Source organism: Stenotrophomonas sp. FR012, assembly GCF_047520565.2.
Taxonomy (GTDB): Bacteria; Pseudomonadota; Gammaproteobacteria; order Xanthomonadales; family Xanthomonadaceae; genus Stenotrophomonas; species Stenotrophomonas sepilia.
In genome coordinates this window covers 138576-165529 of the sequence record NZ_JAXBQL020000001.1, presented here as the reverse complement: position 1 = coordinate 165529, position 26954 = coordinate 138576, and the positions used below count along the sequence as shown (strand labels likewise).

General features: G+C 64.5%; 33 protein-coding genes. 4 read left to right on the top strand and 29 right to left on the bottom strand.

The annotated features are described in order from the left end of the window. Positions 1-34: 34 nt before the first annotated feature. The 4 genes from prpE to ACM0O9_RS00775 form a co-directional block, all read right to left on the bottom strand. The gene (gene prpE, locus ACM0O9_RS00790; RefSeq protein WP_005415430.1) at positions 35-1915 is read right to left on the bottom strand and encodes a propionate--CoA ligase; all 1881 of its coding nucleotides are present in this window, start codon (positions 1913-1915) and stop codon (positions 35-37) included. Positions 1916-2550: 635 nt separating this feature from the next. Further along, positions 2551-3165: an RluA family pseudouridine synthase gene (locus ACM0O9_RS00785; RefSeq protein WP_065178952.1), complete on the bottom strand. Its 615-nt coding sequence runs from the start codon at positions 3163-3165 to the stop codon at positions 2551-2553. Positions 3166-3250: 85 nt separating this feature from the next. Further along, positions 3251-4237: a malate dehydrogenase gene (locus ACM0O9_RS00780; protein WP_065178953.1), complete on the bottom strand. Its 987-nt coding sequence runs from the start codon at positions 4235-4237 to the stop codon at positions 3251-3253. 117 nt (positions 4238-4354) lie between these two features. Beyond that, positions 4355-4846: a peptidylprolyl isomerase gene (locus ACM0O9_RS00775; RefSeq protein ID WP_005408225.1), complete on the bottom strand. Its 492-nt coding sequence runs from the start codon at positions 4844-4846 to the stop codon at positions 4355-4357. A gap of 272 nt (positions 4847-5118) precedes the next feature. On the opposite strand from ACM0O9_RS00775, the gene typA reads away from it, so the two are divergent. From typA to ACM0O9_RS00760, 3 genes are read left to right on the top strand one after another with little or no spacing between them, the layout of a single operon-like run. Further along, positions 5119-6966, top strand: coding sequence for a translational GTPase TypA (typA, locus tag ACM0O9_RS00770; protein ID WP_005415427.1), 1848 nt, complete (start codon positions 5119-5121; stop codon positions 6964-6966). 11 nt (positions 6967-6977) lie between these two features. After that, on the top strand, positions 6978-7445 hold the full coding sequence (locus tag ACM0O9_RS00765; RefSeq protein ID WP_049414692.1) for a DUF2127 domain-containing protein: 468 nt from the start codon (positions 6978-6980) through the stop codon (positions 7443-7445). Positions 7446-7486: 41 nt separating this feature from the next. Beyond that, entirely contained in the window at positions 7487-9109 is a 1623-nt protein-coding gene (locus tag ACM0O9_RS00760) for an amidase (RefSeq protein WP_069138926.1), read from the top strand. A 27-nt stretch (positions 9110-9136) separates the two neighbouring features. On the opposite strand, the gene ACM0O9_RS00755 is transcribed toward ACM0O9_RS00760, so the two are convergent. Beyond that, positions 9137-10324, bottom strand: a complete 1188-nt coding sequence (locus tag ACM0O9_RS00755) for a mechanosensitive ion channel family protein (protein ID WP_216653255.1) — start codon at positions 10322-10324, stop codon at positions 9137-9139. A 594-nt stretch (positions 10325-10918) separates the two neighbouring features. Next, a complete protein-coding gene (locus tag ACM0O9_RS00750) occupies positions 10919-12310 on the bottom strand; it encodes a class II 3-deoxy-7-phosphoheptulonate synthase (protein ID WP_053500150.1) in 1392 nt (463 codons plus the stop codon). 221 nt (positions 12311-12531) lie between these two features. Between ACM0O9_RS00750 and ACM0O9_RS00745 the strand changes: the two genes are divergently transcribed. After that, positions 12532-14658, top strand: a complete 2127-nt coding sequence (locus ACM0O9_RS00745; protein ID WP_235649453.1) for a TonB-dependent receptor — start codon at positions 12532-12534, stop codon at positions 14656-14658. Positions 14659-14754: 96 nt separating this feature from the next. On the opposite strand, the gene ACM0O9_RS00740 is transcribed toward ACM0O9_RS00745, so the two are convergent. From ACM0O9_RS00740 to rpsS, 23 genes are all read right to left on the bottom strand, one after another. Further along, positions 14755-15261, bottom strand: coding sequence for a disulfide bond formation protein B (locus tag ACM0O9_RS00740; RefSeq protein WP_005415421.1), 507 nt, complete (start codon positions 15259-15261; stop codon positions 14755-14757). Positions 15262-15422: 161 nt separating this feature from the next. After that, positions 15423-15806: a 50S ribosomal protein L17 gene (rplQ, locus tag ACM0O9_RS00735; protein WP_005408217.1), complete on the bottom strand. Its 384-nt coding sequence runs from the start codon at positions 15804-15806 to the stop codon at positions 15423-15425. Between the two features lie 190 nt (positions 15807-15996). Beyond that, entirely contained in the window at positions 15997-16995 is a 999-nt protein-coding gene (locus ACM0O9_RS00730) for a DNA-directed RNA polymerase subunit alpha (RefSeq protein WP_005408216.1), read from the bottom strand. 55 nt (positions 16996-17050) lie between these two features. After that, positions 17051-17680: a 30S ribosomal protein S4 gene (gene rpsD / locus ACM0O9_RS00725; RefSeq protein ID WP_004145446.1), complete on the bottom strand. Its 630-nt coding sequence runs from the start codon at positions 17678-17680 to the stop codon at positions 17051-17053. A 15-nt stretch (positions 17681-17695) separates the two neighbouring features. After that, a complete protein-coding gene (rpsK, locus tag ACM0O9_RS00720) occupies positions 17696-18085 on the bottom strand; it encodes a 30S ribosomal protein S11 (protein ID WP_004145443.1) in 390 nt (129 codons plus the stop codon). Between the two features lie 11 nt (positions 18086-18096). Then, complete coding sequence (gene rpsM, locus ACM0O9_RS00715; protein ID WP_004154500.1) at positions 18097-18453, bottom strand: 30S ribosomal protein S13; 357 nt, start codon at positions 18451-18453, stop codon at positions 18097-18099. 347 nt (positions 18454-18800) lie between these two features. Continuing rightward, positions 18801-20168, bottom strand: a complete 1368-nt coding sequence (gene secY / locus ACM0O9_RS00710) for a preprotein translocase subunit SecY (protein ID WP_005415420.1) — start codon at positions 20166-20168, stop codon at positions 18801-18803. Between the two features lie 7 nt (positions 20169-20175). Next, entirely contained in the window at positions 20176-20619 is a 444-nt protein-coding gene (rplO, locus tag ACM0O9_RS00705; protein WP_004154498.1) for a 50S ribosomal protein L15, read from the bottom strand. A 6-nt stretch (positions 20620-20625) separates the two neighbouring features. Next, a complete protein-coding gene (gene rpmD, locus ACM0O9_RS00700; RefSeq protein WP_005408214.1) occupies positions 20626-20817 on the bottom strand; it encodes a 50S ribosomal protein L30 in 192 nt (63 codons plus the stop codon). After that, positions 20810-21352 (bottom strand): 30S ribosomal protein S5, encoded by a 543-nt coding sequence (gene rpsE / locus ACM0O9_RS00695; protein ID WP_005415419.1) that lies wholly within the window; start codon positions 21350-21352, stop codon positions 20810-20812. Before rpsE ends, rpmD begins: the two co-directional genes overlap by 8 nt. A gap of 161 nt (positions 21353-21513) precedes the next feature. Continuing rightward, positions 21514-21867, bottom strand: a complete 354-nt coding sequence (gene rplR, locus ACM0O9_RS00690) for a 50S ribosomal protein L18 (RefSeq protein ID WP_004154495.1) — start codon at positions 21865-21867, stop codon at positions 21514-21516. A gap of 32 nt (positions 21868-21899) precedes the next feature. Continuing rightward, complete coding sequence (gene rplF, locus ACM0O9_RS00685; protein ID WP_005415418.1) at positions 21900-22424, bottom strand: 50S ribosomal protein L6; 525 nt, start codon at positions 22422-22424, stop codon at positions 21900-21902. An 18-nt stretch (positions 22425-22442) separates the two neighbouring features. Next, the gene (gene rpsH, locus ACM0O9_RS00680) at positions 22443-22841 is read right to left on the bottom strand and encodes a 30S ribosomal protein S8 (protein ID WP_005415417.1); all 399 of its coding nucleotides are present in this window, start codon (positions 22839-22841) and stop codon (positions 22443-22445) included. A gap of 258 nt (positions 22842-23099) precedes the next feature. Next, positions 23100-23405 carry a 30S ribosomal protein S14 gene (gene rpsN, locus ACM0O9_RS00675; RefSeq protein ID WP_005408209.1) on the bottom strand — a complete coding sequence of 102 codons (306 nt, stop codon included), beginning with the start codon at positions 23403-23405 and terminating at the stop codon, positions 23100-23102. A gap of 18 nt (positions 23406-23423) precedes the next feature. After that, positions 23424-23966, bottom strand: a complete 543-nt coding sequence (gene rplE / locus ACM0O9_RS00670) for a 50S ribosomal protein L5 (RefSeq protein ID WP_005415416.1) — start codon at positions 23964-23966, stop codon at positions 23424-23426. A gap of 11 nt (positions 23967-23977) precedes the next feature. After that, positions 23978-24295, bottom strand: coding sequence for a 50S ribosomal protein L24 (gene rplX, locus ACM0O9_RS00665; RefSeq protein WP_004154490.1), 318 nt, complete (start codon positions 24293-24295; stop codon positions 23978-23980). Positions 24296-24311: 16 nt separating this feature from the next. Continuing rightward, on the bottom strand, positions 24312-24680 hold the full coding sequence (rplN, locus tag ACM0O9_RS00660) for a 50S ribosomal protein L14 (protein ID WP_010483978.1): 369 nt from the start codon (positions 24678-24680) through the stop codon (positions 24312-24314). 12 nt (positions 24681-24692) lie between these two features. Beyond that, positions 24693-24962: a 30S ribosomal protein S17 gene (gene rpsQ / locus ACM0O9_RS00655; protein WP_004154489.1), complete on the bottom strand. Its 270-nt coding sequence runs from the start codon at positions 24960-24962 to the stop codon at positions 24693-24695. An 11-nt stretch (positions 24963-24973) separates the two neighbouring features. Next, entirely contained in the window at positions 24974-25159 is a 186-nt protein-coding gene (gene rpmC, locus ACM0O9_RS00650) for a 50S ribosomal protein L29 (RefSeq protein WP_004154487.1), read from the bottom strand. Further along, on the bottom strand, positions 25159-25572 hold the full coding sequence (rplP, locus tag ACM0O9_RS00645) for a 50S ribosomal protein L16 (RefSeq protein WP_004154486.1): 414 nt from the start codon (positions 25570-25572) through the stop codon (positions 25159-25161). The genes rpmC and rplP overlap by 1 nt, the downstream gene beginning before the upstream one ends. 5 nt (positions 25573-25577) lie before the next feature. Beyond that, complete coding sequence (rpsC, locus tag ACM0O9_RS00640; protein ID WP_414604072.1) at positions 25578-26312, bottom strand: 30S ribosomal protein S3; 735 nt, start codon at positions 26310-26312, stop codon at positions 25578-25580. Between the two features lie 18 nt (positions 26313-26330). Then, positions 26331-26666, bottom strand: a complete 336-nt coding sequence (gene rplV, locus ACM0O9_RS00635) for a 50S ribosomal protein L22 (RefSeq protein ID WP_004145348.1) — start codon at positions 26664-26666, stop codon at positions 26331-26333. Between the two features lie 12 nt (positions 26667-26678). Further along, positions 26679-26948: a 30S ribosomal protein S19 gene (gene rpsS / locus ACM0O9_RS00630; protein ID WP_005415413.1), complete on the bottom strand. Its 270-nt coding sequence runs from the start codon at positions 26946-26948 to the stop codon at positions 26679-26681. Positions 26949-26954: the final 6 nt, after the last annotated feature.

Here is a 26954-nt window from a genome sequence, read left to right as displayed (position 1 = left end):
GATGGGGGGCCGGCCAGCGGCCGGCACCACCGGATCAACGGCCCAGCGCGCGGCGGATCTCCTCCAGCGCGCTGGGGTCGTCCAGCGTCGACAGGTCGCCCGGGTCACGCTGCTCGGCCAACGCCTGCAATGAGCGCCGCAGCAGCTTGCCCGAACGGGTCTTGGGCAGCGCGTTGACCACGTGCACATGCGCCGGGCGCGCGACCGCACCAAGCGAAGTCGTCACCGTCGCCATCATCTCGGCCACCACCGGCGCCGGATCCTCGCCTTCAAGCCCCTGCTTGAGGGTGACGAACACCAGCGGCACCTGCCCCTTCAGCTCGTCCTTGACCCCGATCACGGCAGCCTCGGCCACGCGCGGATGGCTGGAGATGGCCTCCTCGATCTCGCGCGTGCCCAGACGATGCCCGGCCACGTTGATCACATCGTCGGTACGGCCGAGGATGAAGGTATAGCCATCGTCATCGCGGATCGCCCAGTCCAGCGAGCTGTACAGCAGTTCCTTGAAGTGGCTGAAGTAGCTCTGCAGGAAACGGCTGTCGTCGTTCCACACCGTGCTCATGCAACCCGGCGGCAAGGGCGGCGACACCACCAGCACGCCCTTCTGCCCCGGTGCCACTTCCTCGCCGGTGTTCTCGTCGATCACCTTCATCCGGTAGCCGAGATTGGGGAAGCCCGGTGAACCGAAGCGCACCGGCTTCATCTCCAGGCCCGGCAGCAGGGTCAGTGCCGGCCAGCCGGTTTCGGTCTGCCAGTAGTTGTCGATGATCGGCTTCCCCAGCGCTTCGCTGATCCAGTGCGCGGTGGGCTCGTCCAGCGGCTCTCCGGCCAGGAACAGATACTTCAGGGCGCGCAGGTCGTGGCGATGGATGAAGTCCGCGTCATGCTTCTTCAGCACGCGGATGGCGGTGGGTGAGGAGAACATGGTGCGCACGTTGTACTGTTCGCACAGCGCCCACCAGATACCCGGGTCCGGATTCGTCGGCAGCCCCTCGTACAGCAACGAGGTGCAGCCACCGATCAGCGGGCCGTACACGTTGTACGAGTGGCCTACCGCCCAGCCGACGTCGGAAGTGGAGAACATCACCTGGCCCGGCTTGCAGTCGAACACGGTCTCCATCGACTGCGCCATCGCCACCGCGTAACCACCGACATCGCGCTGCACGCCCTTCGGCTTGCCGGTAGTACCGGAGGTGTACAGCAGGTAGCTCGGCTCGCTCGCTTCCAGCCACTGTACCGGCACATCGACCTCACCAACCTGTGCACGCAGCGCGGCGTAGTCCACGTCGCGACCCGGCACGCGGGGTTCGGCGGCATCCAGCCCGCGCGACACGATCAGCACGTGCGGTGGCGGCGACGCCGCTTCGGCGCAGGCCGCGTCGACCATCGGCTTGTACGGAATCAGCTTGCCACCGCGCATGCCGGCGTCCGCTGCGATCAGCAACTTCGGCTTCGCATCGTCGATGCGCAGCGCCAGGTTGTGCGCGGCGAAGCCACCGAACACCACCGAGTGCACCGCACCGATGCGCGCGCAGGCCAGCATCGCGAACACGGCTTCGGCCATGTTCGGCATGTAGATCACCACGCGGTCACCGTGGCCGACGCCGAGATGCTTGAGCACGGCGGCGAAGTCGTTCACTTCGCGATACAGCTGGCGATAGGTGATCTCGCGGGTGCTGTTGGTTTCGGTGGAAATCGCAACCAGCGCGAGCTGGTCGGCGCGCGTTGCCAGGTGGCGGTCGACGGCGTTGTAGCAGAGATTGGTTTCGCCGCCGACGAACCAGCGCCGGAACGGCGGGTTGCTGTAGTCGAGCACCTGCTGCGGCGGTTTGTGCCAATGGATGCGCTTGGCTTCCTCGCCCCAGAAGGCCTCCGGCTCGTCGATCGAGCGACGGTAGGTTTCCTCGTAGTTCATGACGCAGCCCTCCCAGACAAAGTCATGGGTTCGAGGATAGTCCGGCGCTGGCGCGCGGGCCGCCCTACCTTGGTAGGGGGTGGGTTTTTCATGCAGGGCTGCGCCCTGCACCTGCAGAAGCCGAAGCCGAAGCAACAGCAGAAGCTGGCTTACTTGGGGATGGCGGGGTGGGTCCGGTGGCGGGAGACGCCGTAAACCCGTCCATGGGGGCTTGGCCGCGGCATCCATGCCGCGGACACTCCCGCCACCGGACCCACCCCGCCTTCGACAGATTCCGCGATCTGTCGGAACGGCATATTGTTCTGGTAGGTGTCGACCTTGGTCGACACGATAGATCCACGCCATGCGTGAATGATTCATTCGATATCTGACAGAAAAAGCGTGTCGACCAAGGTCGACACCTACCAACAGCTGCGCGGAACAACGGCCACCGTTACCAACAGCCGAGTGAACCTGTCGAAGGTGGGGCGGTGTCGGAGTGCGGGGTGTCAGCCGCATGGATGCGGCTGCCAAGCCTACACGGACGTACTTGCGGCGGCCCCGCACTCCGACACCGTCCCGCCAACCCACGTATAGCCGGCTTTTGACATTGACGTTGATTCTGCGGGTGCAGGGCTGCAAGCCCTGCCGAATCCCTAGAACGGAGTCGCGGACTCGAACGCGAGCGCCTCGCCCGTCAGCGGATGCGTGAACCGCAGGCTGCGTGCATGCAGATGCACGCGGTGCGCCGGTGCCGCGTCATACAGCACGTCGCCAACAATCGGATGGCCAATACTGGCCATGTGCAACCGCAACTGATGGCTGCGGCCGGTGATCGGTTCCAACGCCACGCGCGTGCGCCGCGCTTCAACATCGCGCACCAGCACGCGCCAACGCGTCAGCGCCGGCTTGCCGCGCTCATGGTCGATCATCTGCTTCGGCCGGTTCGGCCAGTCCACGATCAGCGGCAGATCCACGTCGCCGGCATCGCCTTCAAGCAGCCCCTCGACGACCGCTTCATAGCGCTTGCCAACCCGGCGCTGCTCGAACTGCATCGACAACGCCGCCTGCATGTCCTTGCCACGCGCATGCAGCAGCAGCCCGGAAGTCACCTGGTCCAGGCGGTGCACGGTCAACGCATCCGGGTACAGCGCCTGCAGGCGCGCGACGACGCAGTCCTGGTTCTCGGCGCTGCGGCCGGGCACGGACAGCAGGCCGGGGGGCTTTTCAGCCACCAGCAGCGCGTCGTCGATGTAGTGCAGATGGATCATCCGGCTCTGTATCCGTCCAAACAGAAACGGGGAAGCCGAAGCTTCCCCGCTTTCTGCGTACCGACCGGAGCCGGTACCGCCTGCATCAGCCCAGCAGGTGGGCGACGCCGGCGCGCTCTTCTTCCAGCTCGGCCAGGGTCTTGTCGATGTACTTCTGGCTGAAGTCGTCGATCGGCAGATCCTTGACCAGGGTGTACTTGCCGTTCTCGGTGGTCACCGCGAAACCGAAGATCACGCCTTCCGGAATGCCGTAGGAACCGTCGGACGGCACGCCCATCGTGACCCACTTGCCGTTGCTGCCCAGCACCCAGTCACGCACGTGGTCGATGGCGGCATTGGCGGCCGAAGCGGCCGAGGACGAGCCACGGGCTTCGATGATCGCCGCGCCGCGCTTGCCGACGGTCGGGATGAACGTGTTGGCGTTCCACTCCTGGTCGTTGATCGCATCGGCGATCGAGGCGCCGTCGACGGTGGCGAAACGGTAGTCCGGGTACATGGTCGGGCTGTGGTTGCCCCACACGACCAGCTTCTCCATGCCACCGACCGGCTTGCCGAGCTTGGCCGACAGCTGGCTCAGCGCGCGGTTGTGGTCCAGGCGCAGCATGGCGGTGAAGTTTTCCGGCTTCAGGTCCGGGGCCGACTTCATCGCGATGTAGGCGTTGGTGTTGGCCGGGTTGCCGACCACCAGCACCTTCACGTCGCGGCTGGCGACCTTGTTCAGCGCCGCGCCCTGGGCGGTGAAGATCTTGGCGTTTTCCAGCAGCAGGTCCTTGCGCTCCATGCCCGGGCCACGCGGACGTGCGCCGACCAGCAGAGCGATGTCGGCGTCCTTGAACGCGACTTCGGCGTCATCGGTGCCAACCATGCCGGCCAGCAGCGGGAACGCGCAGTCTTCCAGCTCCATCATCACGCCCTTCAGGGCGGCCTGGGCCTTGTCGACCGGCAGTTCCAGCAGCTGCAGGATGACCGGCTGGTCCTTGCCCAGCATTTCGCCGGAGGCGATGCGGAACAGCAGGGCATAACCGATCTGGCCGGCGGCGCCGGTCACGGCAACACGAACGGGTGCTTTCATGGGGGTTTCCTCTTGCTTGCAAGCGTTTGATGGGACGCCGCGGGCATGGCCACGCAGGCCGGGCAGGCGGCGGGGAACAGGGAAACGGCCACCCGTGGGTGGCCGTTTCGAAGGGGGTCAGGCGGCGAGGTGCTTGTTCCACTCCGCGACGCGGTCGGCCTGGGCGGCCAGCACAGCGTCGACGTCGCCTTCAAGGGTGATCGAATGGATCACGTCGCCCTGCTTGACCGAATCGACGATGGCCTGGCCTTCCAGGACCTTGCCGAAGACGGTGTGGCGGCCGTCCAGCCAATCGGTCTTGATGTGGGTGATGAAGAACTGGCTGCCGTTGGTGTTCGGGCCGGCGTTGGCCATCGACAGCGAGCCGACCTCGTGCTTCACGCCATTCTTCTCGTCTTCGAACTTGTAGCCCGGGCCGCCGGTGCCACGACCCTGCGGGCAGCCGCCCTGGATCATGAAGTCGGCGATCACGCGGTGGAAGATCAGGCCGTCATAGAAGCCGTGCTTGACCAGGTTCACGAAGTTGGCCACGGTCAGCGGCGCCTTGTCGGCGAACAGCTCGACCTTGATCGGGCCCTGGGTGGTGTCGAAAGTGGCGATGAGGGACATGAAGATCCTTGGTGCAAAGGGGAATGCGTCTAGCCACCTAGTTTACACCTGCCTCGTGGCGGCGGTGCCTTCGACCATCGGTGGAGCCCCCGCCTTCAGCCAGCGGCAGGTGAGCCGGGGGCCCCGTCCTGGCGACCTCGGTCGAAGCGGCGGACAGCCAGCTGAATGGGCCGCTGGGCCGGTGTGAAATCCACCTTTTCGCGAATCGTCAAGTTCGACGTATAATGTTGGACTTCTTTTTCCAAATCCGGCGCCGACTGGCCCCCTTTCGTATGTCCATCGAAAATCTTCGCAACATCGCCATCGTCGCCCACGTCGACCATGGCAAGACCACCCTGGTCGACCAGCTGCTGAAGCAGTCCGGCACCCTGTCCGAGCGCACCGTCCTCGCCGAGCGCGTGATGGACAGCAACGACCAGGAAAAGGAACGCGGCATCACCATCCTGGCCAAGAACACCGCCATCACCTGGGAAGACAAGAAGACCGGCATCAAGAACCGGATTAACATCGTCGATACCCCCGGCCACGCCGACTTCGGCGGTGAGGTCGAGCGCGTGCTGTCGATGGTCGACACCGTGCTGATCCTGGTTGATGCGATGGACGGCCCGATGCCGCAGACCCGCTTCGTGACCCAGAAGGCCTTCGCGATGGGCTTCAAGCCGATCGTCGTGGTCAACAAGGTCGACCGTCCGGGCGCCCGTCCGGAGTGGGTGATCGACCAGGTCTTCGACCTGTTCGACAAGCTCGGTGCCACCAACGAGCAGCTGGATTTCCCGATCGTCTACGCCTCGGGCCTGAACGGCTACGCGGGCCTGGAAGACACCGTGCGCGACGGCGACATGACCCCGCTGTACGAAGCGATCATGCAGCACGCGCCGAAGCCGGAAGTGGACCCGGAAGGCCCGTTCCAGATGCGCATCAGCCAGCTGGACTACAACAACTTCGTGGGCGTGATCGGCATCGGCCGCATCCAGCGCGGCACCCTGAAGAAGAACATGCAGGTCGCGGTCATTGACCGTGAAGGCAAGAAGCGCAACGGCAAGGTGCTGCAGGTGCTGGGCTTCATGGGCCTGGAGCGCATCGAGCAGGATTCGGCCGAGGCCGGCGACATCGTGGCCATCTCCGGCATCCAGGAGCTGACCATCTCCGACACCATCTGCGCACCGGACTTCCCGGAAGCTCTGCCTGCGCTGACCGTCGACGAGCCGACCATCTCGATGACCTTCCAGGTGAACAATTCGCCGTTCGCCGGCAACAAGGACCTGTCCGGTGGCAAGTTCCTGACCAGCCGCCAGATCAAGGACCGCCTGGACCGTGAAAAGGTCCACAACGTGGCCCTGAAGGTCGAGCAGCTGGAAGACGCCGACAAGTTCCTGGTCTCCGGCCGTGGCGAACTGCACCTGTCGGTGCTGATCGAGAACATGCGCCGTGAAGGCTACGAGCTGGCTGTGTCGCGCCCGGAAGTGATCATCAAGGAAATCGACGGCCAGCTGATGGAGCCGATCGAGCAGCTGGTGGTGGACATCGAAGAAATCCACCAGGGCGGCGTGATGGAAAAGCTGGGCACCCGCAAGGGCCAGTTGAAGAACATGGAATCGGACGGCAAGGGCCGCGTGCGCCTGGAGTACCAGATCCCGGCCCGTGGCCTGATCGGCTTCCAGAACGAGTTCAAGACCCTGACCCAGGGTTCGGGCCTGCTGTTCCACGTGTTCGACCACTACGGCCCGAAGGAACAGGGCGCCATCGCCAAGCGCATCAACGGCGTGATGATCGCCAATGCGCCGGGCGTCACCCCGGCCTACTCGCTGGGTCCGCTGCAGGAACGCGGCAAGCTCTTCGCTGCCGAAGGCGACAACGTGTATGAAGGTCAGCTGGTCGGCATCCACTCCAAGGACAACGACCTGACCGTCAACGCGATCAAGACCAAGCCGCTGACCAACATGCGCGCTTCGGGCAAGGACGATGCGATCCAGCTGACCCCGGCGATCAAGTACTCGCTGGAACAGGCCCTGGACTTCATCGAAGACGATGAGCTGGTCGAGATCACCCCGAAGGAGATCCGCCTGCGCAAGAAGTTCCTGACCGAAAGCGATCGCAAGAAGGCTTCGCGCGGCGGCTGAGCCTGCACCCCGTGAACCAGAGCGGCTACAACCCGGATCCACACCGGCATCCGGGCCTGCACGTCATCGCCCTGCTCGAAGCGAGCAAGGCGTTACTGGCGCTGTTGGCCGCCACCGGGCTGGAAGTGCTCGGACCGCAGCCGCTTCGGCACGGCATCATGGTCCTGATCCGGCGTTTCAGCCTGGATCCGGACCATGGCACCCTGCCCTCGCTGCTGCATATGATCAGCCCCGACGCGGTCCACCTGGCCGCGGCGGGGATGATCGGCTACGGCCTGCTGCACCTGGTCGAAGCCTGGGGCCTGTGGCGGGCCAAGGCCTGGGCCTCCTGGCTGGGCTGCCTGACTGCCTCGCTGTACCTGCCCTTCGACATCTTTGCGATCATCCGCCACCCCGGCTGGCCGTCGTGGACGATCCTGGCGATCAACCTGATCGTGGTCTACGTCCTCGCCCGCGATCTGCGCAAGCGCCACCGCTGAGCAGCGGCTACACTGGGGATTGGAGCCGACCAAGCCGCCCCATGCGCCCGTCCTTGCCGCCTCTGCTGACCTGCCTGCTTGCCACGCTGCCTGTGCTGCTTTCGGCTGGCTGCAGCCCGGCCACGCCCAGCGCGCATGCGGCCGAACCCGCGAGCCGCAACGTGCCCTTCCCGTACGCCGAAACCGATGTCACCGACCTGCAGGCGCAGATGACCGCCGGCGAGCTGGACAGCGCCACCCTGGTCCAGGCCTACCTGCAGCGGATCGCCGCCCTGGATCGGGCCGGCCCCCGCCTGCGCGCGGTGATCGAGCTCAACCCCGATGCCCTGAAGGAAGCCGCCGAACGTGACCGCGAGCGCCGCGATGGGCACCTGCGCGGACCGCTCCATGGCATCCCGGTACTGCTGAAGGACAACATCAACGCCGCACCGATGGCCACCAGTGCCGGCTCGCTGGCCCTGCAGGGGTTCCGCCCTGACGATGCGTATCTGGTGCGGCGCCTGCGCGAGGCCGGGGCCGTGGTGCTGGGCAAGACCAATCTCAGCGAATGGGCCAATTTCCGCGGCAACGATTCGGTGTCCGGCTGGAGCGCGCGCGGTGGCCAGACCCGCAATCCCTATCGCCTCAGCCACTCGCCTTGCGGCTCCAGCAGCGGCAGCGCGGTAGCGGTGGCCGCCAACCTGGCCAGCGTGGCGATCGGCACCGAAACCGACGGCAGCATCGTCTGCCCTGCGGCGATCAATGGCATCGTCGGCCTCAAGCCGACCGTCGGCCTGGTCAGCCGCGATGGCATCATCCCGATTTCCTTCAGCCAGGACACTGCGGGACCGATGACACGCAGCGTCGCCGACGCTGCGGCCGTACTGACCGCAATTGCCGGCCGCGATGATGCCGACCCGGCCACCGCAACCATGCCCGGCCGTGCGGTGTACGACTACACCGCGCGGCTGGATCCGCAGGGACTGCGTGGCAAGCGCATCGGCCTGCTGCAGACGCCGCTGCTGAAGTACCGCGGCATGCCGCCACTGATCGAACACGCCGCCACCGAGCTGCGTCGGGCCGGTGCCGTCGTGGTGCCGGTGGAGCTGCCCAACCAGGGCGCCTGGGCCGACGCCGAACGCAAGGTACTGTTGTACGAGTTCAAGGCCGGGCTGGAGCGTTACTTCAGCACCCACCGCGCTCCCCTGCACAGCCTGGCCGAATTGATCGCCTTCAACCAGGCGCACAGCAAGCAGGAGCTTGGCCTGTTCGGCCAGGAACTGCTGGTAGAGGCCGACGCCACCGCCGGCCTGGCTGACCCCGCCTACATCCGCGCACGCAGCGATGCGCGCCGGTTGGCGGGCCCGGAAGGCATCGATGCGGCCCTCGCCGCCCACCAGCTCGACGCCCTGGTCGCGCCGACCACCGGCGTTGCGTGGCCGATCCGCAGCGAAGGCGACGACTTCCCCGGCGAGAGCTACAGTGCCGCCGCCGTCGCCGGCTATCCCAGCCTCAGCGTGCCGATGGGCCAGATCGATGGCCTGCCGGTCGGCCTGCTGTTCATGGGCACCGCCTGGAGCGAACCGAAGCTGATCGAAATGGCGTACGCCTACGAACAGCGCACCCGCGCGCGGCGGCCACCGCACTTCGGCACCGACACGCTGATCGACGCCGGCGAGCCTTGATCCGGTAGTGCCGGCCGCTGGCCGGCGCTACCGTTCGGGTTCCGGCTCCATCGGCACGATTGCCGCCTCACCGTCTTCAGCCCCCGGCGAACGCACATCTGCAGTACGTGCGCGTGGACCACGCGGCATGTCCAGCTCGTCAGCATGCTGCAGCCGCGCACGCAGCTGCGGCAGCGAGTGCGGATGCTCACGCGCGAGGAAATCGAGCATGCGCTCGCGTACCAGGCAACGCAGGTCGAACGCGTCGCCGGAGCTGCGCGCACTCACCAGCAGGCGCACCTGGATCGCGCGCTCGCTGGTTTCGGTCACCTGGGTCACGCAGACCCGGCCATCCCACAACGCTTCGCCCCGGCAGATGCGCTCCAGTTCAGCACGGATCGCCGCAATCGGGGCACGATAATCCAGCCACAGGAAGGCTGTGCCGAGCAGGTCAGCGCTACGCCGCGTCCAGTTCTGGAAGGGGTTCTCGATGAACCAGGTCAACGGCACCACCATCCTCCGCTCGTCCCAGATGCGTACCACCACGTAGCTGCTGCCGATCTCCTCGATGCGTCCCCACTCGCCCTCGACGATCACCACATCGTCCAGCCGGATCGGCTGGGTCACTGCAATCTGCAGGCCAGCGATCAGGTTGCCGAACACTGGCTTTGCGGCGATACCGGCCACCAGGCCGATGAGGCCCGCCGAGGCCAGCAGCGCGGTGCCGATCTTCTGCACCATGGGGAAGGTCAGCAGCACCAGCGAAGTGCCCAGCACGATGATGCCGCCCATCAGCACGCGGCTGAGTACCCGCGTCTGGGTCTGGATGCGGCGCGCTTCCAGATTATCGGAGACATCGATGGGATGGCTGCGCAGGATGGCCCGCTCACCCGCTGCCACTGCGCGTACCAGCAACCAGATGAAGCAGGCGGTCAGTGCGATATGCAGCACCCGTTGCAGGTTGCCCAGAAGGGGATCCTGCAGCGGCGTGGCCTGCAATGCAGGGATCAACAGCAGCAGCGGCCATGCGGTGGCCATTGGCAGCCCGAGCACACGCCCGATGCGCGCGCGCCGCCGATCACGCCCTTTCAGCCGATGATAGATCCACAGGATCAGCCACGCGCCGATACCGCCCACCACCACGGCCAATCCCAACGGCCATGCGTAGGCCTGTGCGCTCTGCCAGTGCACCCTTGTCACCTCCAGTCGAACCGCCAAGTGGACAGCCTCGCGCATGGCACATGAGCGTCACGTCAGCCGTTCGTAAGAAGGGTGTTGGTCGGCAGGGCTTGCAGCCTGCACCTGCGGTAGTGCCGGCCGCTGGCCGGCAACCTCAACAGCAACAGCCGAAGCAGAAGCGGGTTTGCTGTGGGATGGCGGGGTGGGTCCGGTTGCGGGGGGCGCTGCAAGTACGTCCATGTAAGCTCGGTCGCCGCATCCATGCGGCTCACGCCCCCGCAACCGGACCCACCCCGCCTACGACAGATCTCCGCGATCTGCAGTAGATCCACGCCATGCGTGGATGAATCTCCATCGGAATCGAATATTTCGAATTGGATTCCAAAAGCATCCACGCATGGCGTGGATCTACCGTGTCGACCAAGGTCGACACCTACCAGCAGCCGAGTGAACCTGTCGAAGGTGGGGCGGTGTCGGGGTGCGGGGTGTCAGCCGCATGGATGCGGCTGCCAAGCCTACAAGGACGTACTTGCGGCGTCCCCGCACTCCGACACCGTCCCGCCAACCCACGGATAGCCCGCTTTTGACGTTGACGTTGACGTTGCTCTGGCTCGTAGCAGGTGCAGGGCTGCAAGCCCTGCCGAACAATCCTTACCGCACTTGCTCCTGCTTGCGCACGATCGCCATCGCGATCTCCAGCGACTGCTCGTAGTTCAACCGCGGGTCCACCGTCGAACGATACGCACGCTCCAGGTCGCGCTCGGTCAGTTCGCGCGCGCCGCCGATGCACTCGGTCACGTCCTCGCCGGTCAGTTCCAGGTGCACACCGCCCAGGCGCGTACCGGCGGCCGCATGCAGATCGAACGACATCTCCACCTCGCCACGCACGTTGTCGAAGCGGCGTGTCTTGAAACCGTTGGCGGTGCTTTCGGTATTGCCATGCATCGCATCGCACACCCACAGCACGCGGCGACCATCACGCTTGACCGCGTCCAGCAGCGGCGGCAGTTTCTCGGCGATCTGCGTCGCGCCCATCCGATGGATGAAGCTCAGGCGGCCCGGCTCGTCATGTGGGTTGAGCACATCGATCAGGCGCAGCAGCTGGTCCGGCGTCACCGACGGGCCCACCTTGATCGCAATCGGATTGCGCACGCCACGCAGGTACTCCACGTGCGCGCCATCGAGCGCGGCCGTGCGCATGCCGATCCACGGGTAATGCGTGCTCAGGTTCAACCAGCCCTGCTGGCGCGGCACCTGGCGGGTCAACGCCTGCTCGTAGGGCAGCAGCAGGGCTTCGTGCGAAGTGTAGAAGTCGATGCGGTTGAGGTTGTGCACGCGGGCCCCGGCCAGGGTCTCCATGAAGTGCACCGCATCGCCGATCGAGGCCACCATCTTCTGGTACTCGGCCGCCAGCGGCGAGTGGCTTACCCACTCCAGGTTCCAGTATTCGGGGTGGTGCAGGTCGGCGAAACCGCCGTCGATCAGCGCACGCACGAAGTTCATCGTCATCGCCGAATGCGCGTGGGCCTGCAGCATCCGCTTCGGGTCCGGCAGGCGTGCTGCCTCGGTGAAGGCCGGCGCGTTGATCACATCGCCGCGGTAGCTGGGCAGGGTCACGCCGTCGCGGGTCTCGGTGTCGGCCGAGCGCGGCTTGGCGTACTGGCCGGCGAAGCGGCCCACGCGGATCACCGGCTGGCGCAGGCCGTGCACCAGCACCAGGCTCATCTGCAGCAACACCTTCAATCGGTTGGAAATGGTGCCCGATTCGCAGTCGCTGAAATTCTCGGCACAGTCGCCGCCCTGCAGCAGGAAGCGCTTGCCTTCCTGGGCCTCGGCCAGCTGCTGCTTCAACGCCAGGATCTCCCACGAGGTGACCAGCGGCGGCAGCCGCTTCAGCTCGTGCAGAGCGGCGTCCAACGCCACCGGGTCCGGGTAGGTCGGCATCTGCAGCGCGGTCTTGCCACGCCAGCTCTCCGGCGACCAGGCAGCGCCAGCGGTGGTCGCGTCGGAATCGGAGGCGGGCGGAACGGCGGACAGGCTCATTGCAGACTTCCGGGGTGGGGGGCGGCCATGGTCGCAGAGCCAGCCGCTGACGCAAAGGCCCACCCCCACCGCCCCGGCCACCTGAACGGCAGGGAAAGGCCAACGCCAGCAGCCAGATCCGGCATGGCCAGCCGCACGGGACAGGCGCATGATTTGTTACGGAGTAACACTTCCACGTCATGGACCGGCCCCTTCCACGCCCAGCCGCCCCCTCTCTCACCATGAAGCCCTCACCCCTCGCTACCGGCATTGCCTTCGCCCTGGCCTTGGCCAGCCTGCCCGCCTTCGCCGCAACGACCGACGACACCTCTTCCTCCGTCAAGGATCTGGACGCAGTCACCGTCCACGCCCAGCTCGACCAGGCCCGCAACGCGCTGTCGCCGGACATCGGCAGCAGCCAGTACCAGATCACCGCCGAGGACATCCAGAAGCAGCCGCTGGGTGCCTCCGCGCCGCTCAGCCAGGTACTGCTGCAGGCCCCGGGCGTGGTCCAGGATTCCTATGGCGGCGTGCACGTGCGCGGCGACCACGCCAATCTGCAGTACCGCATCAATGGCGTGCTGTTGCCCGAATCGATCTCCGGCTTCGGCCAGACACTGGATGCCCGCACCATCAAGAGCATCCGCCTGATGGATGGCGCGCTGCCGGCGCAGTTCGGCGAGCGCACCGCTGCAGTGGTCGACATCACCACCCGCAATGGCGCCGAGCTCGGCAATGGCGGCAGCGCCGGTCTGACCGCAGGCTCGTTCGGCAAGATCAATCCGAATGCCTCGTGGTGGGGCAACCAGGGGCGATGGAGCTGGTTCCTGACTGGCAACTACGACCAGAACGAGGTTGGCCTGGAGAACCCGACCCGCTCGCGCAAGCCGCTGCACGACGACACCCACCAGGGCAAAGCGTTCGCTGACCTCACCTACCTGGTCAACGAGAACACGCGCCTGAGCGTGTTCGCCGGCTTCGCCAACAATCGCTTCCAGATCCCGGTCAACCCCGGGCAGACCCCGCAGTTCGGTTACCTGGACACCACCACCTTCGACTCCAGCCAGCTGGATGAAACCCAGCGCGAGACCACCCGCTTCGGCATGCTGGTGCTGCAGGGCGCGCTGGGCAGCACCGCCTACCAGCTGTCAGCCGGGCAGCGCTACAGCGATGTGGCGTTCAACCCGGATGTCATCGGCGATCTGGTATTCAGTGGCGTCGCCTCGCAGGTGCAGCGCAGCAACCGCTCCAACACGCTGCAGGCCGATTTCTCCACCCCGCTGGGCAGCGACCACACGCTGCGCTATGGCCTGTACGGCAATTACGAGAACGCGCGTGCGAACAACAGCAGCTGGGTGTTTCCGGTCGATGACGCCGGCCAGCAATCCAGCACAACGCCGCTGCTGATACCTGACCACAGTGCCTTCCATGCCAGCACGCAGGCGTTGTACGTGCAGGATGAATGGAAGATCGGCGACGACTGGACCGTCAACTACGGCCTGCGCGGAGATCGCTACAAGGCCTTTGGCCACACCGAGGGCCAGCTCAGCCCCCGCGTGGGCGTGGCCTGGAATGCCAGCGACAGCACCACCGTGCATGCCGGCTATTCGCGTTACTTCACGCCACCGGCCAGTGAGCTGATCGCCAGCAGCGACATCGCGCTGTACGACGGCACCACCAACCAGCAACCCAGCGGCGGCAACAACACGCCACTGGCCGAGCGCAGCGACTACTACGACATCGGCGTGTCGCAGCAGGTGGGCGAACACCTGACCCTGGGCCTGGATGCCTATGACCGACGCGTCGCGCGCCTGCAGGACGAAGGCCAGTTTGGTGCCGCCTACATCTATTCGACGTTCAACTACCGCCGCGGCCATATCCGTGGCCTGGAGTTCAGTGCCGACTACAGCAACGGTCCGTTCAGCGCTTACGTCAACGCGGCGTACAACAAGGCCATCGGCACCCAGGTCATCACCAGCCAGTACAACCTCGATCCAGAAGCGCTGGCCTATGTGGCCAACCACTGGATCCACCTCGACCACGACCAGAAGCTGACCTCATCGGGCGGCTTCAGCTACGCCTTCGCCGGCCACAACCGGGTCGGCGCCAACTACGTGTTCGGTAGCGGCCTGCGTTCGGACATCGAGGGTGTGCCCAACGGCGGCGAGCTGCCATCCTACCTGCAGGTGAACCTCAGCGCCGGGCATGACTTCAATGCCGACAGTGGCCATCCGCTGCATGTGCAGCTGGCCGTGATCAACGCATTGGATCGCAGCTACCAGCTGCGCGATGGCGGCGGTGTTGGCGTGTTCGCGCCGCAGTGGGGGCCGCGCCGTGGCGCCTACCTGAGCCTGCAGCAGGATTTCTGAGAACGGACCGTGGTAGTGCCGGCCGCTGGCCGGCATCTACGGGAACGCTGCCATCGTTCATGCGGTTGCCGGCCAGCGGCCGGCACTACCCTGCGTTCAGCGCTTGACCTTGCGCAGCGACACCACCAGCGCCCACAGCGCCAGCAGCACGAACCACACGCCCGACCACATCGGCATTGTCAGGCCCAGGAACGTCCAGTCGATATTGCCGCAGTTGCCGGTACCGGTCAGCACCGTGCGGAACACTTCCAGCGGCCCCATGGTCTCGCGCAGGAAGCTCAGCGGCGGGCCGCAGGTCGCCCCCATCTCCGGTGGCAGCATCTGCACGTAGACGTGGCGCGCAGCGATGCCTACGCCGACCGCGGCGGCAATGAAGGCGAGCACGCCGTAGGTTGCCCGGCCAGGACGGTTGGAGGGCCCGTGCAGTGCACCGATCAGGAACAGCAGGCCCAGCGCGGCGAACGCCAGCCGCTGGAAGATGCACAGCGGGCACGGCTCCAGGCCCATCTTCAGCTGCAGGAAGATCGCGTAGCCCAGCAGGCCGGCGCAGATCAGGAAGCCCAGGAAGAACTGGGCGCGGAAGGGCCAGCGCAGTGGATTCATCGTCAACGCTCGAATGGATCAGGCGCCAAGCGTAACCGAGAGTGCATGCCATTCGAACCGCCACAGGTGACGCCTGTCGGAACGGTGCGGGTCAAATCCCGCAGAAACGCAAAAGCCCGGCAGAGGCCGGGCTTTCGCTGTGTCGCATTGGAGCGGTCCGATTACTCGGCCACTTCCTCGGCCACGACCGGACGGTCAACCAGCTCGACGTAGGCCATCGGCGCGTTGTCGCCAGCGCGGAAGCCGCACTTCAGCAGGCGCAGGTAGCCGCCCGGACGGTTCGCGTAGCGCGGGCCCAGGATGGTGAACAGGTTGCCCACGGCTTCGTTGTCGCGCAGGCGGGCGAAAGCCAGACGGCGGTTGGCGACGGAGTCGACCTTGGCCAGGGTGATCAGCGGCTCGGCAACGCGGCGCAGTTCCTTGGCCTTCGGCAGGGTGGTCTTGATCAGCTCGTGCTTGAACAGCGAGGCGGCCATGTTCTTGAACATCGCTTCGCGGTGGGCGCTGGTACGGCTGAACTTACGGCCAGACTTCTGGTGACGCATGGTGATATTCCTTGGTTAATGATGAGGCTGTGCGGATCGTTGTCGCCATCCTGGCGTTGCTGCGCGGACTGCGGATGGTCCTGGCCGCCCGTCCTGGACGACCTGCCCGCGAACCTGCGGTTCGTCGTGGCATGGTGTGGTGCGTTGAAGGCCCCACCGCGAACGGTGGAGCCTTCAGGTATTACCGATATCAGCCCAGCATGCCGTGGCTGGCGACGCCGGCCGGCGGCCAGTTCTCCAGCTTCATGCCGAGCGACAGGCCGCGCTGAGCCAGCACTTCCTTGATCTCGGTGAGCGACTTCTTGCCCAGGTTCGGGGTCTTCAGCAGCTCCACTTCGGTCTTCTGGATCAGATCGCCGATGTAGTAGATGCTTTCAGCCTTCAGGCAGTTGGCCGAACGCACGGTCAGCTCCAGATCGTCGATCGGGCGCAGCAGCACCGGATCCACGCCGTTGTTGGCCGGCTTGGCCGCACCGCGGTCGCGGTGGGTGAAGTCACCGAACACCGACAGCTGGTCGCTGAGGATGTCGGCGGCGGTGCGGACGGCTTCCTCGGCATCGATGGTGCCGTTGGTCTCGATATCGATGACCAGCTTGTCCAGGTCGGTGCGCTGTTCGACACGCGCCGCTTCCACGGCATAGGCGACACGGCGGACCGGCGAGAACGAGGCATCCAGGACCAGGCGGCCGATGGCACGGGTTTCTTCGTCCGGACGACGACGCGCGGCAGCCGGCTGGTAGCCGAAACCACGTTCGATCTTCAGACGCATGTTGATTGCCGTGTCCTTGGTCAGGTGGCAGATCACATGGTCGCCGTTCAGGATCTCCACATTGTGGTCGACCTTGATGTCGGCAGCGGTGACAACGCCCGGGCCCTGCTTGGACAGGGACAGGGTGGCGCTGTCGCCGGAGTGCATACGGATGGCCACATCCTTCAGGTTGAGCAGGACTTCGAGCACGTCCTCCTGCAGACCTTCGACCGTGGTGTACTCATGCAACACGCCGTCGATTTCGACTTCCGTGATGGCGAAGCCCGGGATGGACGACAGCAGCACGCGACGCAGGGCGTTGCCCAGCGTATGCCCGTAACCCCGCTCCAAAGGTTCGATAACGACCTTTGCACGGGTGTCGGTAAGGCGTTCGATCTGCGGACCGCGAGGACGCAGAACCTGGTTGGCGGTAACCGTCATGTTGCGGGTTCTCCTAGTGAACCCCCGGCCGTCGCCGGGGGCTCTCCAATGTGAATTACTTCGAATACAGCTCGACGATCAGCGCTTCGTTGATGTCCGCAGGCAGATCCGAACGATCCGGAACAGCCTTGAAGATGCCGGTGAACTTGCCGGAATCCACTTCAACCCACGACGGGCTCAGGTCATGCTGGGCGGCGACGGTCAGGGCTTCCTGGACGCGCAGCTGCTTGGCAGCCTTTTCGGACAGAGCGATGGCGTCGCCAGCCTTGACCTGGTACGAAGCCAGGTTGACCGACTTGCCATTCACGGTGACGCCGCGGTGCGACACCAGCTGACGGGCAGCCGGACGGGTCACGGCGAAGCCCATGCGGTAGACGACGTTGTCCAGGCGGGTTTCCAGCAGCTGCAGCAGGTTCTCGCCGGTGTTGCCCTTCTTGGTCGAGGCCTTCTTGTAGTAGTTGCGGAACTGACGCTCCAGCAGGCCGTAGATACGCTTGACCTTCTGCTTTTCACGCAGCTGGGTGGCGTAGTCGGACAGCTTGCCCTTGCGGGCAGTGGCGCCGTGCTGGCCGGGCTTCTGCTCCAGCTTGCACTTGGAGTCCAGCGCACGCGCCGGGCTCTTCAGGGACAGGTCGGCGCCTTCGCGGCGGGCGAGCTTACAGGTAGGACCGATATAACGAGCCATTTCTTATCGCTCCCTTTAGACGCGACGCTTCTTCGGCGGACGGCACCCGTTGTGCGGGATGGGCGTCACGTCGATGATGTTGGTGATCTTGTAGCCGACGTTGTTCAGCGAACGCACGGCCGACTCACGGCCCGGACCCGGGCCCTTGATGCGGACTTCCAGCGACTTCACGCCGTAGTCCAGCGCAGCACGACCGGCCTTTTCAGCAGCCACCTGGGCAGCGAACGGGGTCGACTTGCGCGAACCGCGGAAGCCAGCGCCACCGGAGGTCGCCCACGACAGAGCGTTGCCCTGGCGGTCGGTGATGGTGACGATGGTGTTGTTGAACGAAGCGTGGACGTGGGCAACGCCGTCGGTGACGACGCGCTTGATCTTCTTCTTGGTCTTAGCAGCGGGCTTAGCCATTTCTCAGTCCCTTACTTCTTGATCGCCTTGCGCGGACCCTTGCGGGTGCGGGCGTTGGTACGGGTGCGCTGGCCACGCAGCGGGAGGCCACGACGGTGACGCAGGCCGCGGTAGCAGCCCAGGTCCATCAGGCGCTTGATCGCGATGCCGATCTCACGGCGCAGATCGCCTTCCACGATGTACTTGCCGACTTCGGCGCGCAGGCGCTCGATTTCCGGCTCCGACAGATCGCGGATCTTGGTGGTCGAAGCAACGCCTGCGACTTCGCAGACCTTCTTCGAACGGGTACGGCCGATGCCGTAAATGCTTTGCAACCCGACCCAGACGTGCTTCTGGGCTGGCAGGTTGACGCCTGCAATACGCGCCATGACGCGGTTCTCCAGCTGAGTGATGGCCGACAGCGCGCCTCGGGCACGCCAATCCGGCAGGATGGATCAAAAAAGTGAACTAGCGATACTAACAAGGTTCCGGTTTACATGGAAGCCCGTGAAACCATTGGTTTCATGAACCCGGCCTGGGGAGTGTGCCCAGGCTCCGGCGCCGGATGGGGTTGGACCTGGGGTTTCCCCCGGGGCCGCCCGCGCTACTCCAGCGCGGGACCACCTCATCACACCCCCACCCGGAACCGCTGCGGGGGCCGCCCTTCGTTTGTGTGGCCGGAGTCCGCGAAGCGGAGGGACCATCACGTCAGGAAGACGAAAGTATAACAGGCCTATCAGCCGCGGGCAAAACCGCCGCGGTTGCCGCCCTTCAGGTTGGCCTTCTTCAGCAGGCTCTCGTACTGGTGGGACATCAGGTGTGCCTGCACCTGGGCGATGAAGTCCATCACCACCACCACCACGATCAGCAGCGACGTGCCACCGAAGTAGAACGAGGCATTCAGCTGCGTGCGCATCAGTTCCGGCAGCAGGCAGACGATCACCAGGTAGGCCGAGCCGGCCGCGGTCAGGCGGGTCAGCACGCCGTCGATGTAGTCGGCGGTGGCCTTGCCCGGACGGATGCCCGGAATCAAAGCGCCCGACTTCTTCAGGTTGTCGGCGGTTTCCTGCGAATTGAACACCAGCGCGGTATAGAAGAACGCGAAACCGGTGATCAGCGCAGCGAACACGATCATGTGCAGCGGCTCGCCCGGGCCCAGGGCATTGGCGACCTTCTGCAGGACCTGGCCGAAGCTGCTCTGGTTGGCAGCCTGGCCGGACCACATGGCCAGGGTGGCCGGGAAGGCCAGCAGGCTCGAGGCGAAGATCGCCGGGATGACGCCGGCCATGTTGAGCTTCAGCGGCAGGAACGAGGTCTGGTTCATGTACGCGTTGCGACCGCCCTGGCGGCGCGCGTAATTGACCGTGATCCGGCGCTGGCCACGCTCCACGAACACCACGAAGAAGGTGAAGGCGAGTACGACGATGGCGATCAGCAGGAGCTGGATGAACTGGATGTTGCCGTCGCGGTAGGCGTCGAAGGTGTGGATGACCGCACCCGGCAGACCGGCGACGATACCGGCGAAGATGATCAGCGACACGCCGTTGCCGATACCGCGTTCGGTGACCTGCTCACCGACCCACATCAGGAACATGGTGCCGGCAGTCAGTGCGACCACCGCGGTGAGCACGAAGCCCATGCCGGGGGCGTACACGACCGGAGCGCCCGACGGCGAAACCTGGCCCTGCAGGGCCAGCGCGATCGAACCGCCCTGCACCACTGCCAGCAGCACGGCGCCGATGCGCGAATACTGGGTGATCTTGCGGCGGCCGGACTCACCTTCCTTCTGCATCGCCTTCAGGGCGGGGAAGATGTGCACGGCCAGCTGCATCACGATCGATGCCGAGATGTACGGCATCACGTTCAGCGCAAAGATGCTGAAACGGTGCAGGGCGCCGCCCGAGAACATGTTGAACATGTCCACGATGCCGCCGCCCTGCTGTTGCATCATGGCAAGCATGGCATCGGGATTGACGCCCGGCACCGGCACGTAGCAGCCGATGCGATAGACGATCAAAGCCCCGACGACGAACAGCAAACGTTGGCGAAGTTCAGTGAACTTGCCCATTCCGCCCGCGAGGTTACCGATGCCAGCTTGCGCCATGATTTTCTTACTCCGTTACGCTGCCGCCGGCAGCTTCGATCGCAGCCTTGGCACCAGCCGTGGCAGCAATACCCTTCAGGGTGAACGCCTTGGTCACTTCGCCCTTGACGACGACCTTGGCCTTCTTGGCAGTGCTCGGGACCAGCTTGGCAGCACGCAGGGCGGCGAAGTCGATCTCACCGGCCGGCAGCTTGTCCAGCGCGTACAGCAGCACTTCAGCGGTGTCCTTGGCGATCGGCGAACGGAAGCCGATCTTCGGCAGACGACGCTGCATGGGGGTCTGGCCGCCTTCGAAGCCAGCCTTGATCTTGCCGCCACCCTTGCGGGCGAACGAACCCTTGTGGCCGCGGCCGGCAGTCTTGCCCAGGCCCGAGCCGATACCGCGGCCGACGCGGGTGCGCTCGGTGCGGGCGCCCGGTGCCGGGCTCAGTTCATTGAGACGCAGAGTCATGGTCGATTACTCCTCAACCTGGACGAGGTACTGAACCTTGTTGATCAGGCCGCGCACCTGCGGGCTGTCCTTCAGTTCACGCACATCGTTGAGCTTGTTCAGGCCCAGGGCACGCACCGACAGGCGGTGACGCGACTGGGTGCCACGCAGGCCACGCACCAGGCGGACCTTCACAGTCTTGTTGGACTCATTAGCCATGGTTGAGTTCCTCCACCTTCTTGCCACGCTTGGCCGCGATGCGGGCCGGCGACTGCGCAGCAGTCAGGCCCTTCACGGTGGCGCGCACCAGATTGATCGGGTTGCGCGAACCGGTGGCCTTGGCCAGCACGTTCTTCACGCCAACGGCTTCCAGCACGGCGCGCATCGCACCGCCGGCGATGACGCCAGTACCTTCCGAAGCCGGCTGCATGAACACGCGGGCTGCGCCGTGACCATCCTTGATGGTGTGCCACAGGGTGCCGTTGTTCAGGTCAACGCTGACCAGGTTCTTGCGGGCCTGTTCCATCGACTTCTGGATGGCGACCGGCACTTCGCGGGCCTTGCCATAACCGAAACCGACCTTGCCTTCGCCGTCGCCGACCACGGTCAGGGCGGTGAAGGTGAACTGGCGGCCACCCTTGACGGTCTTGCTGACGCGGTTGACCGCGACCAGCTTTTCGATCATGCCGTCGTCGATCTTCTCTTCGCGGTTACGGTCGCGATCGCGACCCCGCTGCTGACGCTCTTCTGCCATGTTGATTCCTTGGTTGTTTGGGTATGTACGGCTCGAGGCCGCTTATGGTTGTGGAGTGACGCGTTGTTCCGGTGGACCGCTGCAGAAGAGCGGCGCCGTCCAGCCTCACTCAGGCTGGCGAGCAGGCAGGCAGGAGGCCATCGGCCCCCTGCCCTTGTCCCTTAGAACTGCAGGCCGGCTTCGCGGGCGGCTTCTGCCAGGGCCTTGATGCGGCCGTGGTAGCGGTAGCCCGAACGATCGAAGGCAACCTTCTCGATGCCGGCGGCCTTGGCGCGCTCGGCAACGATGCGGCCGACCTTGGCAGCGGCATCGGCGTTCTTGCCGTTCTTCAGGCCTTCCTTGACGTCGGTCTGGGTGGTGTTGGCGGCAGCCAGCACCTTCGAACCGTCAGCGGTGAAGACCTGGGCGTACAGGTGCTGGCCGGTGCGCAGCACCGACAGGCGGGCGACGCCGAGCTCACGGATGTGGGCGCGGGTCGACTTGGCGCGACGCAGGCGGGCGATGTTCTTGTTCATGATGTTTTTTCCTTGAAAGCGGAAGCGCCTAATTAGGCCTTCTTGGCTTCCTTACGGATGATGACTTCGTCGGAGTACTTCACGCCCTTGCCCTTGTACGGCTCCGGCTTGCGGAACGCACGGATCTTGGCGGCGACTTCACCGACGACCTGCTTGTCAGCGCCCTGGACCAGGATCTCGGTCTGGGTCGGGGTGGAAATGGTGATGCCTTCCGGCGCCACGAACACGACCGGATGCGAGAAACCGAGCGACAGGCTCAGATCCTTGCCCTGCATGGCAGCACGGTAACCCACGCCGACCAGCTCCAGCTTGCGCTCGAAGCCTTCGGACACGCCCTTGACCATGTTGGCCAGGATCGCGCGCACGGTACCGGTCAGCGCGACCAGGTCGGCGCTCTCGGTGCTCAGGGTGGCAACGCCGCTGTCGACGTTGATGGCAATACCGGCCGGCTTGACCAGCGACAGGGTGCCCTTCGGGCCCTTGACGGTGACACTTTCCGACTGGACGTTCAGTTCGACCTTACCCAGGGTGACGGGCTTCTTGGCTACGCGGGACATAGTTCTACTCCTTTCGCCTTAGGCCACGAAGCACAGGACTTCGCCGCCGACGCCCAGCTGGCGCGCCTGCGCATCAGTCATGATGCCCTTGGAGGTGGAAATGATGGAGATGCCCAGGCCATTCATGACCTTCGGCAGCTCGCTCTTGCCGCGGTACTGGCGCAGGCCCGAACGCGAGAAGCGCTTCAGGGTCGCGATGACCGGCTTGCCTTCGAAATACTTCAGCACGATTTCCAGCTCGGCCTTGTTGTTTTCCAGCTGGGTCACGCGCAGGTCGGTGATGTAACCCTCGTCCTTCAGGACCTGGGCGATCGCAACCTTGATCTTGGACGACGGGGCTTTCACCGTCTGCTTGCCAACCGCAGCCGCATTCTTGATGCGGACCAGCAGGTCGGCGATGGGATCAGTCATGCTCATATGAGTACCTTTGAGTGCACCGATATCCGCTTTCGCGAAAATCTGTTGTCTCCTGGAAACGGGCCAGGTCCCTTGATGCAGCGGGCCGGGGCCCACTCCTACAACCCCGTTTGCGCAGGGCAAGACGCGGGAGTATACGCCAAAAGAGCCCGACTTGCGCCGGGCTCTTCGGGTTTTTTCGCAGAAAGGAAGCTGAACGCCTCCCTCCCCCGGTTCAGAAGCCCCCGAGGGGGCTCCTGATCGCAGGTCCGGCTGGGATTACCAGCTGGCCTTGCGCAGGCCCGGGACGTCGCCACGCATGGTGGCTTCGCGCAGCTTGTTGCGGCCGAGGCCGAACTTGCTGTACACGCCACGCGGACGACCCGACAGCTCGCAACGGTTGCGCTGGCGGCTCGGCGACGAATCGCGCGGCAGCTTGGCCAGCTTGGTTGCGGCGTCGATTTTCTCTTCGTAGGTCGCGTCCACGGAGGACACGATCTTCTTCAGAGCCGCACGCTTCTCAGCGTACTTCTTGGCCAGCTTTTCCCGCTTGATGTCGCGGTTGACCATGGAGGTCTTTGCCATTTCGGTTTCCTCGACAGATCAGTTACGGAACGGGAACTTGAACGCTGCCAGCAGCGCCTTCGCTTCCGCGTCGGTCTTCGCAGTGGTGGTGATGGCGATATCCATACCGCGGATCGCGTCGACGGCGTCGAAGTCGATTTCCGGGAAGATGATCTGTTCCTTCACACCCATGTTGAAGTTGCCGCGGCCGTCGAAGGAACGACCGGAAACACCACGGAAGTCGCGCACGCGCGGCAGCGAGATGTTGATCAGGCGGTCCAGGAACTCGTACATCTTGTGGCGACGCAGCGTGGTCTTGCAGCCGATCGGCCAACCATCACGGATCTTGAACGACGCAACCGAGATACGCGACTTGGTGACAACCGGCTTCTGGCCGGAAATCTTGGTCATGTCCGCGACGGCGTTTTCCAGGATCTTCTTGTTGGTGGCAGCTTCGCCGACACCCATGTTCAGGGTGACCTTGACGAGCTTCGGTACTTCCATCGGATTGGTGTAGCCGAACTGCTTCATCAGCGCCGGCACCACTTCTTCCTTGTAGATCTTTTCGAGACGGGAAGTCATCTTCACATTCCTCAGGCGTCGAGCGCCTCACCGCTGGAGCGGAACACACGCAGTTTGCGTCCATCCTCCAGCACCTTGAAGCCAACGCGTTCGCCCTTGCCCGAAGCCGGGTTCAGCACGTTCACGTTGGAGATATGGATCGAAGCTTCGCGCTCGACCACGCCGCCGGCAACACCTGCCTGCGGGTTCGGCTTGGTGTGGCGCTTGACGATGTTCACGTTGGCGACGACCACGCGGTCGCCGTCGACGCGGACGACTTCGCCCTGCTTGCCCTTGTCCTTGCCAGCGTTGACGACAACCTGGTCGCCCTTCTTGATACGGTTAGCCATGATTATCTCCTGTCGCTCACAGCACTTCGGGAGCGAGCGAGACGATCTTCATGAACTTCTCCGAACGAAGTTCACGGGTCACCGGCCCGAAGATACGGGTACCGATCGGCTCCTGCTTGTTGTTCAGCAGGACGGCAGCGTTGCCGTCGAAGCGGATCAGCGAACCGTCGGCGCGACGCACACCCTTGCGGGTACGCACCACGACGGCGTCATACACTTCACCCTTCTTGACCTTGCCGCGCGGAATCGCATCCTTCACGGTGACCTTGATGATGTCGCCGATACCGGCGTAACGGCGCTTGGAACCACCCAGCACCTTGAAGCACATCACCTGCTTGGCACCCGAATTGTCCGCGACGTCAAGGTAGCTCTGCATCTGGATCATGATTCAGACTCCTTATTCAGCCGCACGCGTGATGACTTCCACCACGCGCCAGTTCTTGGTCTTGGACATCGGAGCAATCTCGGTCACGCGGACGACGTCGCCTTCCTTGCAGGCGTTGTCGGCATCGTGGGCGTGCAGCTTGGTCGAGCGCTTGATGTACTTGCCGTACAGCGCGTGCTTGACCTGACGCTCAACCAGGACGGTAACCGTCTTGTCCATCTTGTTGCTGACGACACGGCCTTCGACCGTGCGCAGCGTCTTCTTTTCAGTATTGTCGCTCATAGCGGCCATCCTTACTTCGTGCTGCCGAGCAGGGTCTTGACGCGAGCAATCTCGCGACGGACCCGGCGAATGTCGTGGGTCTTCGGCAGCTGGCCGGTGACCTGCTGCATACGGACAGAGAACTGTTCCTTACGCAGGTCGATCAGGTGGGCCTTGAGTTCGTCAGCCGACTTTTCACGGAGAGTTTTGATATCCATCAGCGCACCGTACGGGTCACGAAAGTGGTGGTGACCGAGAGCTTGGCGGCGGCCAGGCGGAACGCCTCGCGAGCCACTTCCTCGGAAACACCCTCGATTTCATAGATCATGCGGCCGGGCTGGATCTGGGCCACCCAGTATTCCACGTTACCCTTACCCGAACCCATTCGGACTTCGATGGGCTTCTTGGTGATGGGCTTGTCGGGGAACACGCGGATCCACATCTTGCCGCCGCGCTTGACGTAGCGGCTGATCGAGCGGCGGGCCGCTTCGATCTGGCGCGCGGTCAGCTGACCGTGTGCGGTTGCCTTCAGGCCGTATTCGCCGAAGCTGACAGCGTTGGCGCTCCAGCTCAGGCCATCGTTACGGCCCTTGTGTACCTTGCGGTACTTGGTTCGCTTGGGTTGCAACATTGTCGTTACCTCGCTTCACGGGCCGGGCGCTGACGGTCACCGCGGTCGCCGCGATCGTGACGATCGTTGCGCGACGGGGTGTCGTCCTGCTTTTCCTGGCCAACCTGGGAGAAATCGAAGACCTCGCCCTTGTAGATCCAGACCTTGATGCCGATGATGCCGTAGGTCGTCTTGGCTTCAGCGAAGCCATAGTCGATGTCGGCACGCAGGGTGTGCAGCGGCACGCGGCCCTCGCGGTACCACTCCGAACGGGCGATTTCTGCACCGTTGAGGCGGCCACCGACGTTGACCTTGATGCCCAGGGCACCCAGGCGCATCGCGTTGCCGACCGAGCGCTTCATTGCACGGCGGAACATGATGCGACGCTCCAGCTGCTGGGCGATCGACTCGGCAACGAGCTGCGCGTCCAGTTCCGGCTTGCGCACTTCGGTGACGTTGATGTGCGCCGGGACGCCTATCATCTCGCTCACTTCCTTGCGCAGCTTCTCGATGTCCTCACCGCGCTTGCCGATCACCACGCCCGGACGGGCGGTGTGGATCGTCACGCGAGCGGTCTTGGCCGGACGCTCGATCAGGATCTTGCTGATGCCGGCCTGAGCCAGCTTCTTGCGCAGCATGTCGCGCACTTTCAGGTCGGCTGCCAGGTAACCGGCGAACTCGGCCTTGTTGGCGTACCACTTGGAGTTCCAGTCCTTGGAAATGCCGAGGCGGATACCAATCGGATGAACTTTATGACCCATGGTCTTTTCCTTATCCGCTTACTTGGCGGCGCCCACAACCACAGTGATGTGGCTGGTGCGCTTGAGGATGCGGGTACCGCGGCCTTTCGCCCGCGCCATGAAACGCTTCAGGGTCGGACCTTCATCAACCATGATGGTCTGAACCTTCAGCTCGTCGACGTCGGCGCCCTGGTTGTTCTCGGCGTTGGCAATTGCCGACTCCACCACCTTCTTGATCAGGTGGGCAGCCTTCTTGTCCGAGAACTTCAGCAGGTTGACCGCACGTTCGGCCGGCAGACCGCGCACCTGGTCAGCGACCAGACGAGCCTTCTGCGGGGAGATGCGCGCAGTGCGCAGGATGGCTTTCGCTTCCATTGTCATCTCTCCTTACTTGCCCGACTTCTTGTCACCACCGTGACCCTTGAAGGTCCGGGTGATGGCAAATTCGCCGAGCTTGTGGCCGACCATGTTCTCGTTGACGAGAACCGGGATGTGGTTCTTGCCGTTATGCACGGCAATGGTGATGCCTACCATGTCAGGCAGGATCATCGAACGGCGCGACCAGGTCTTGATCGGCTTCTTGCTGCCCGCAGCGGCCTCCACCTTCTTGACGAGGTGGTGATCGACGAACGGGCCCTTCTTGAGTGAACGTGCCATGGTCGA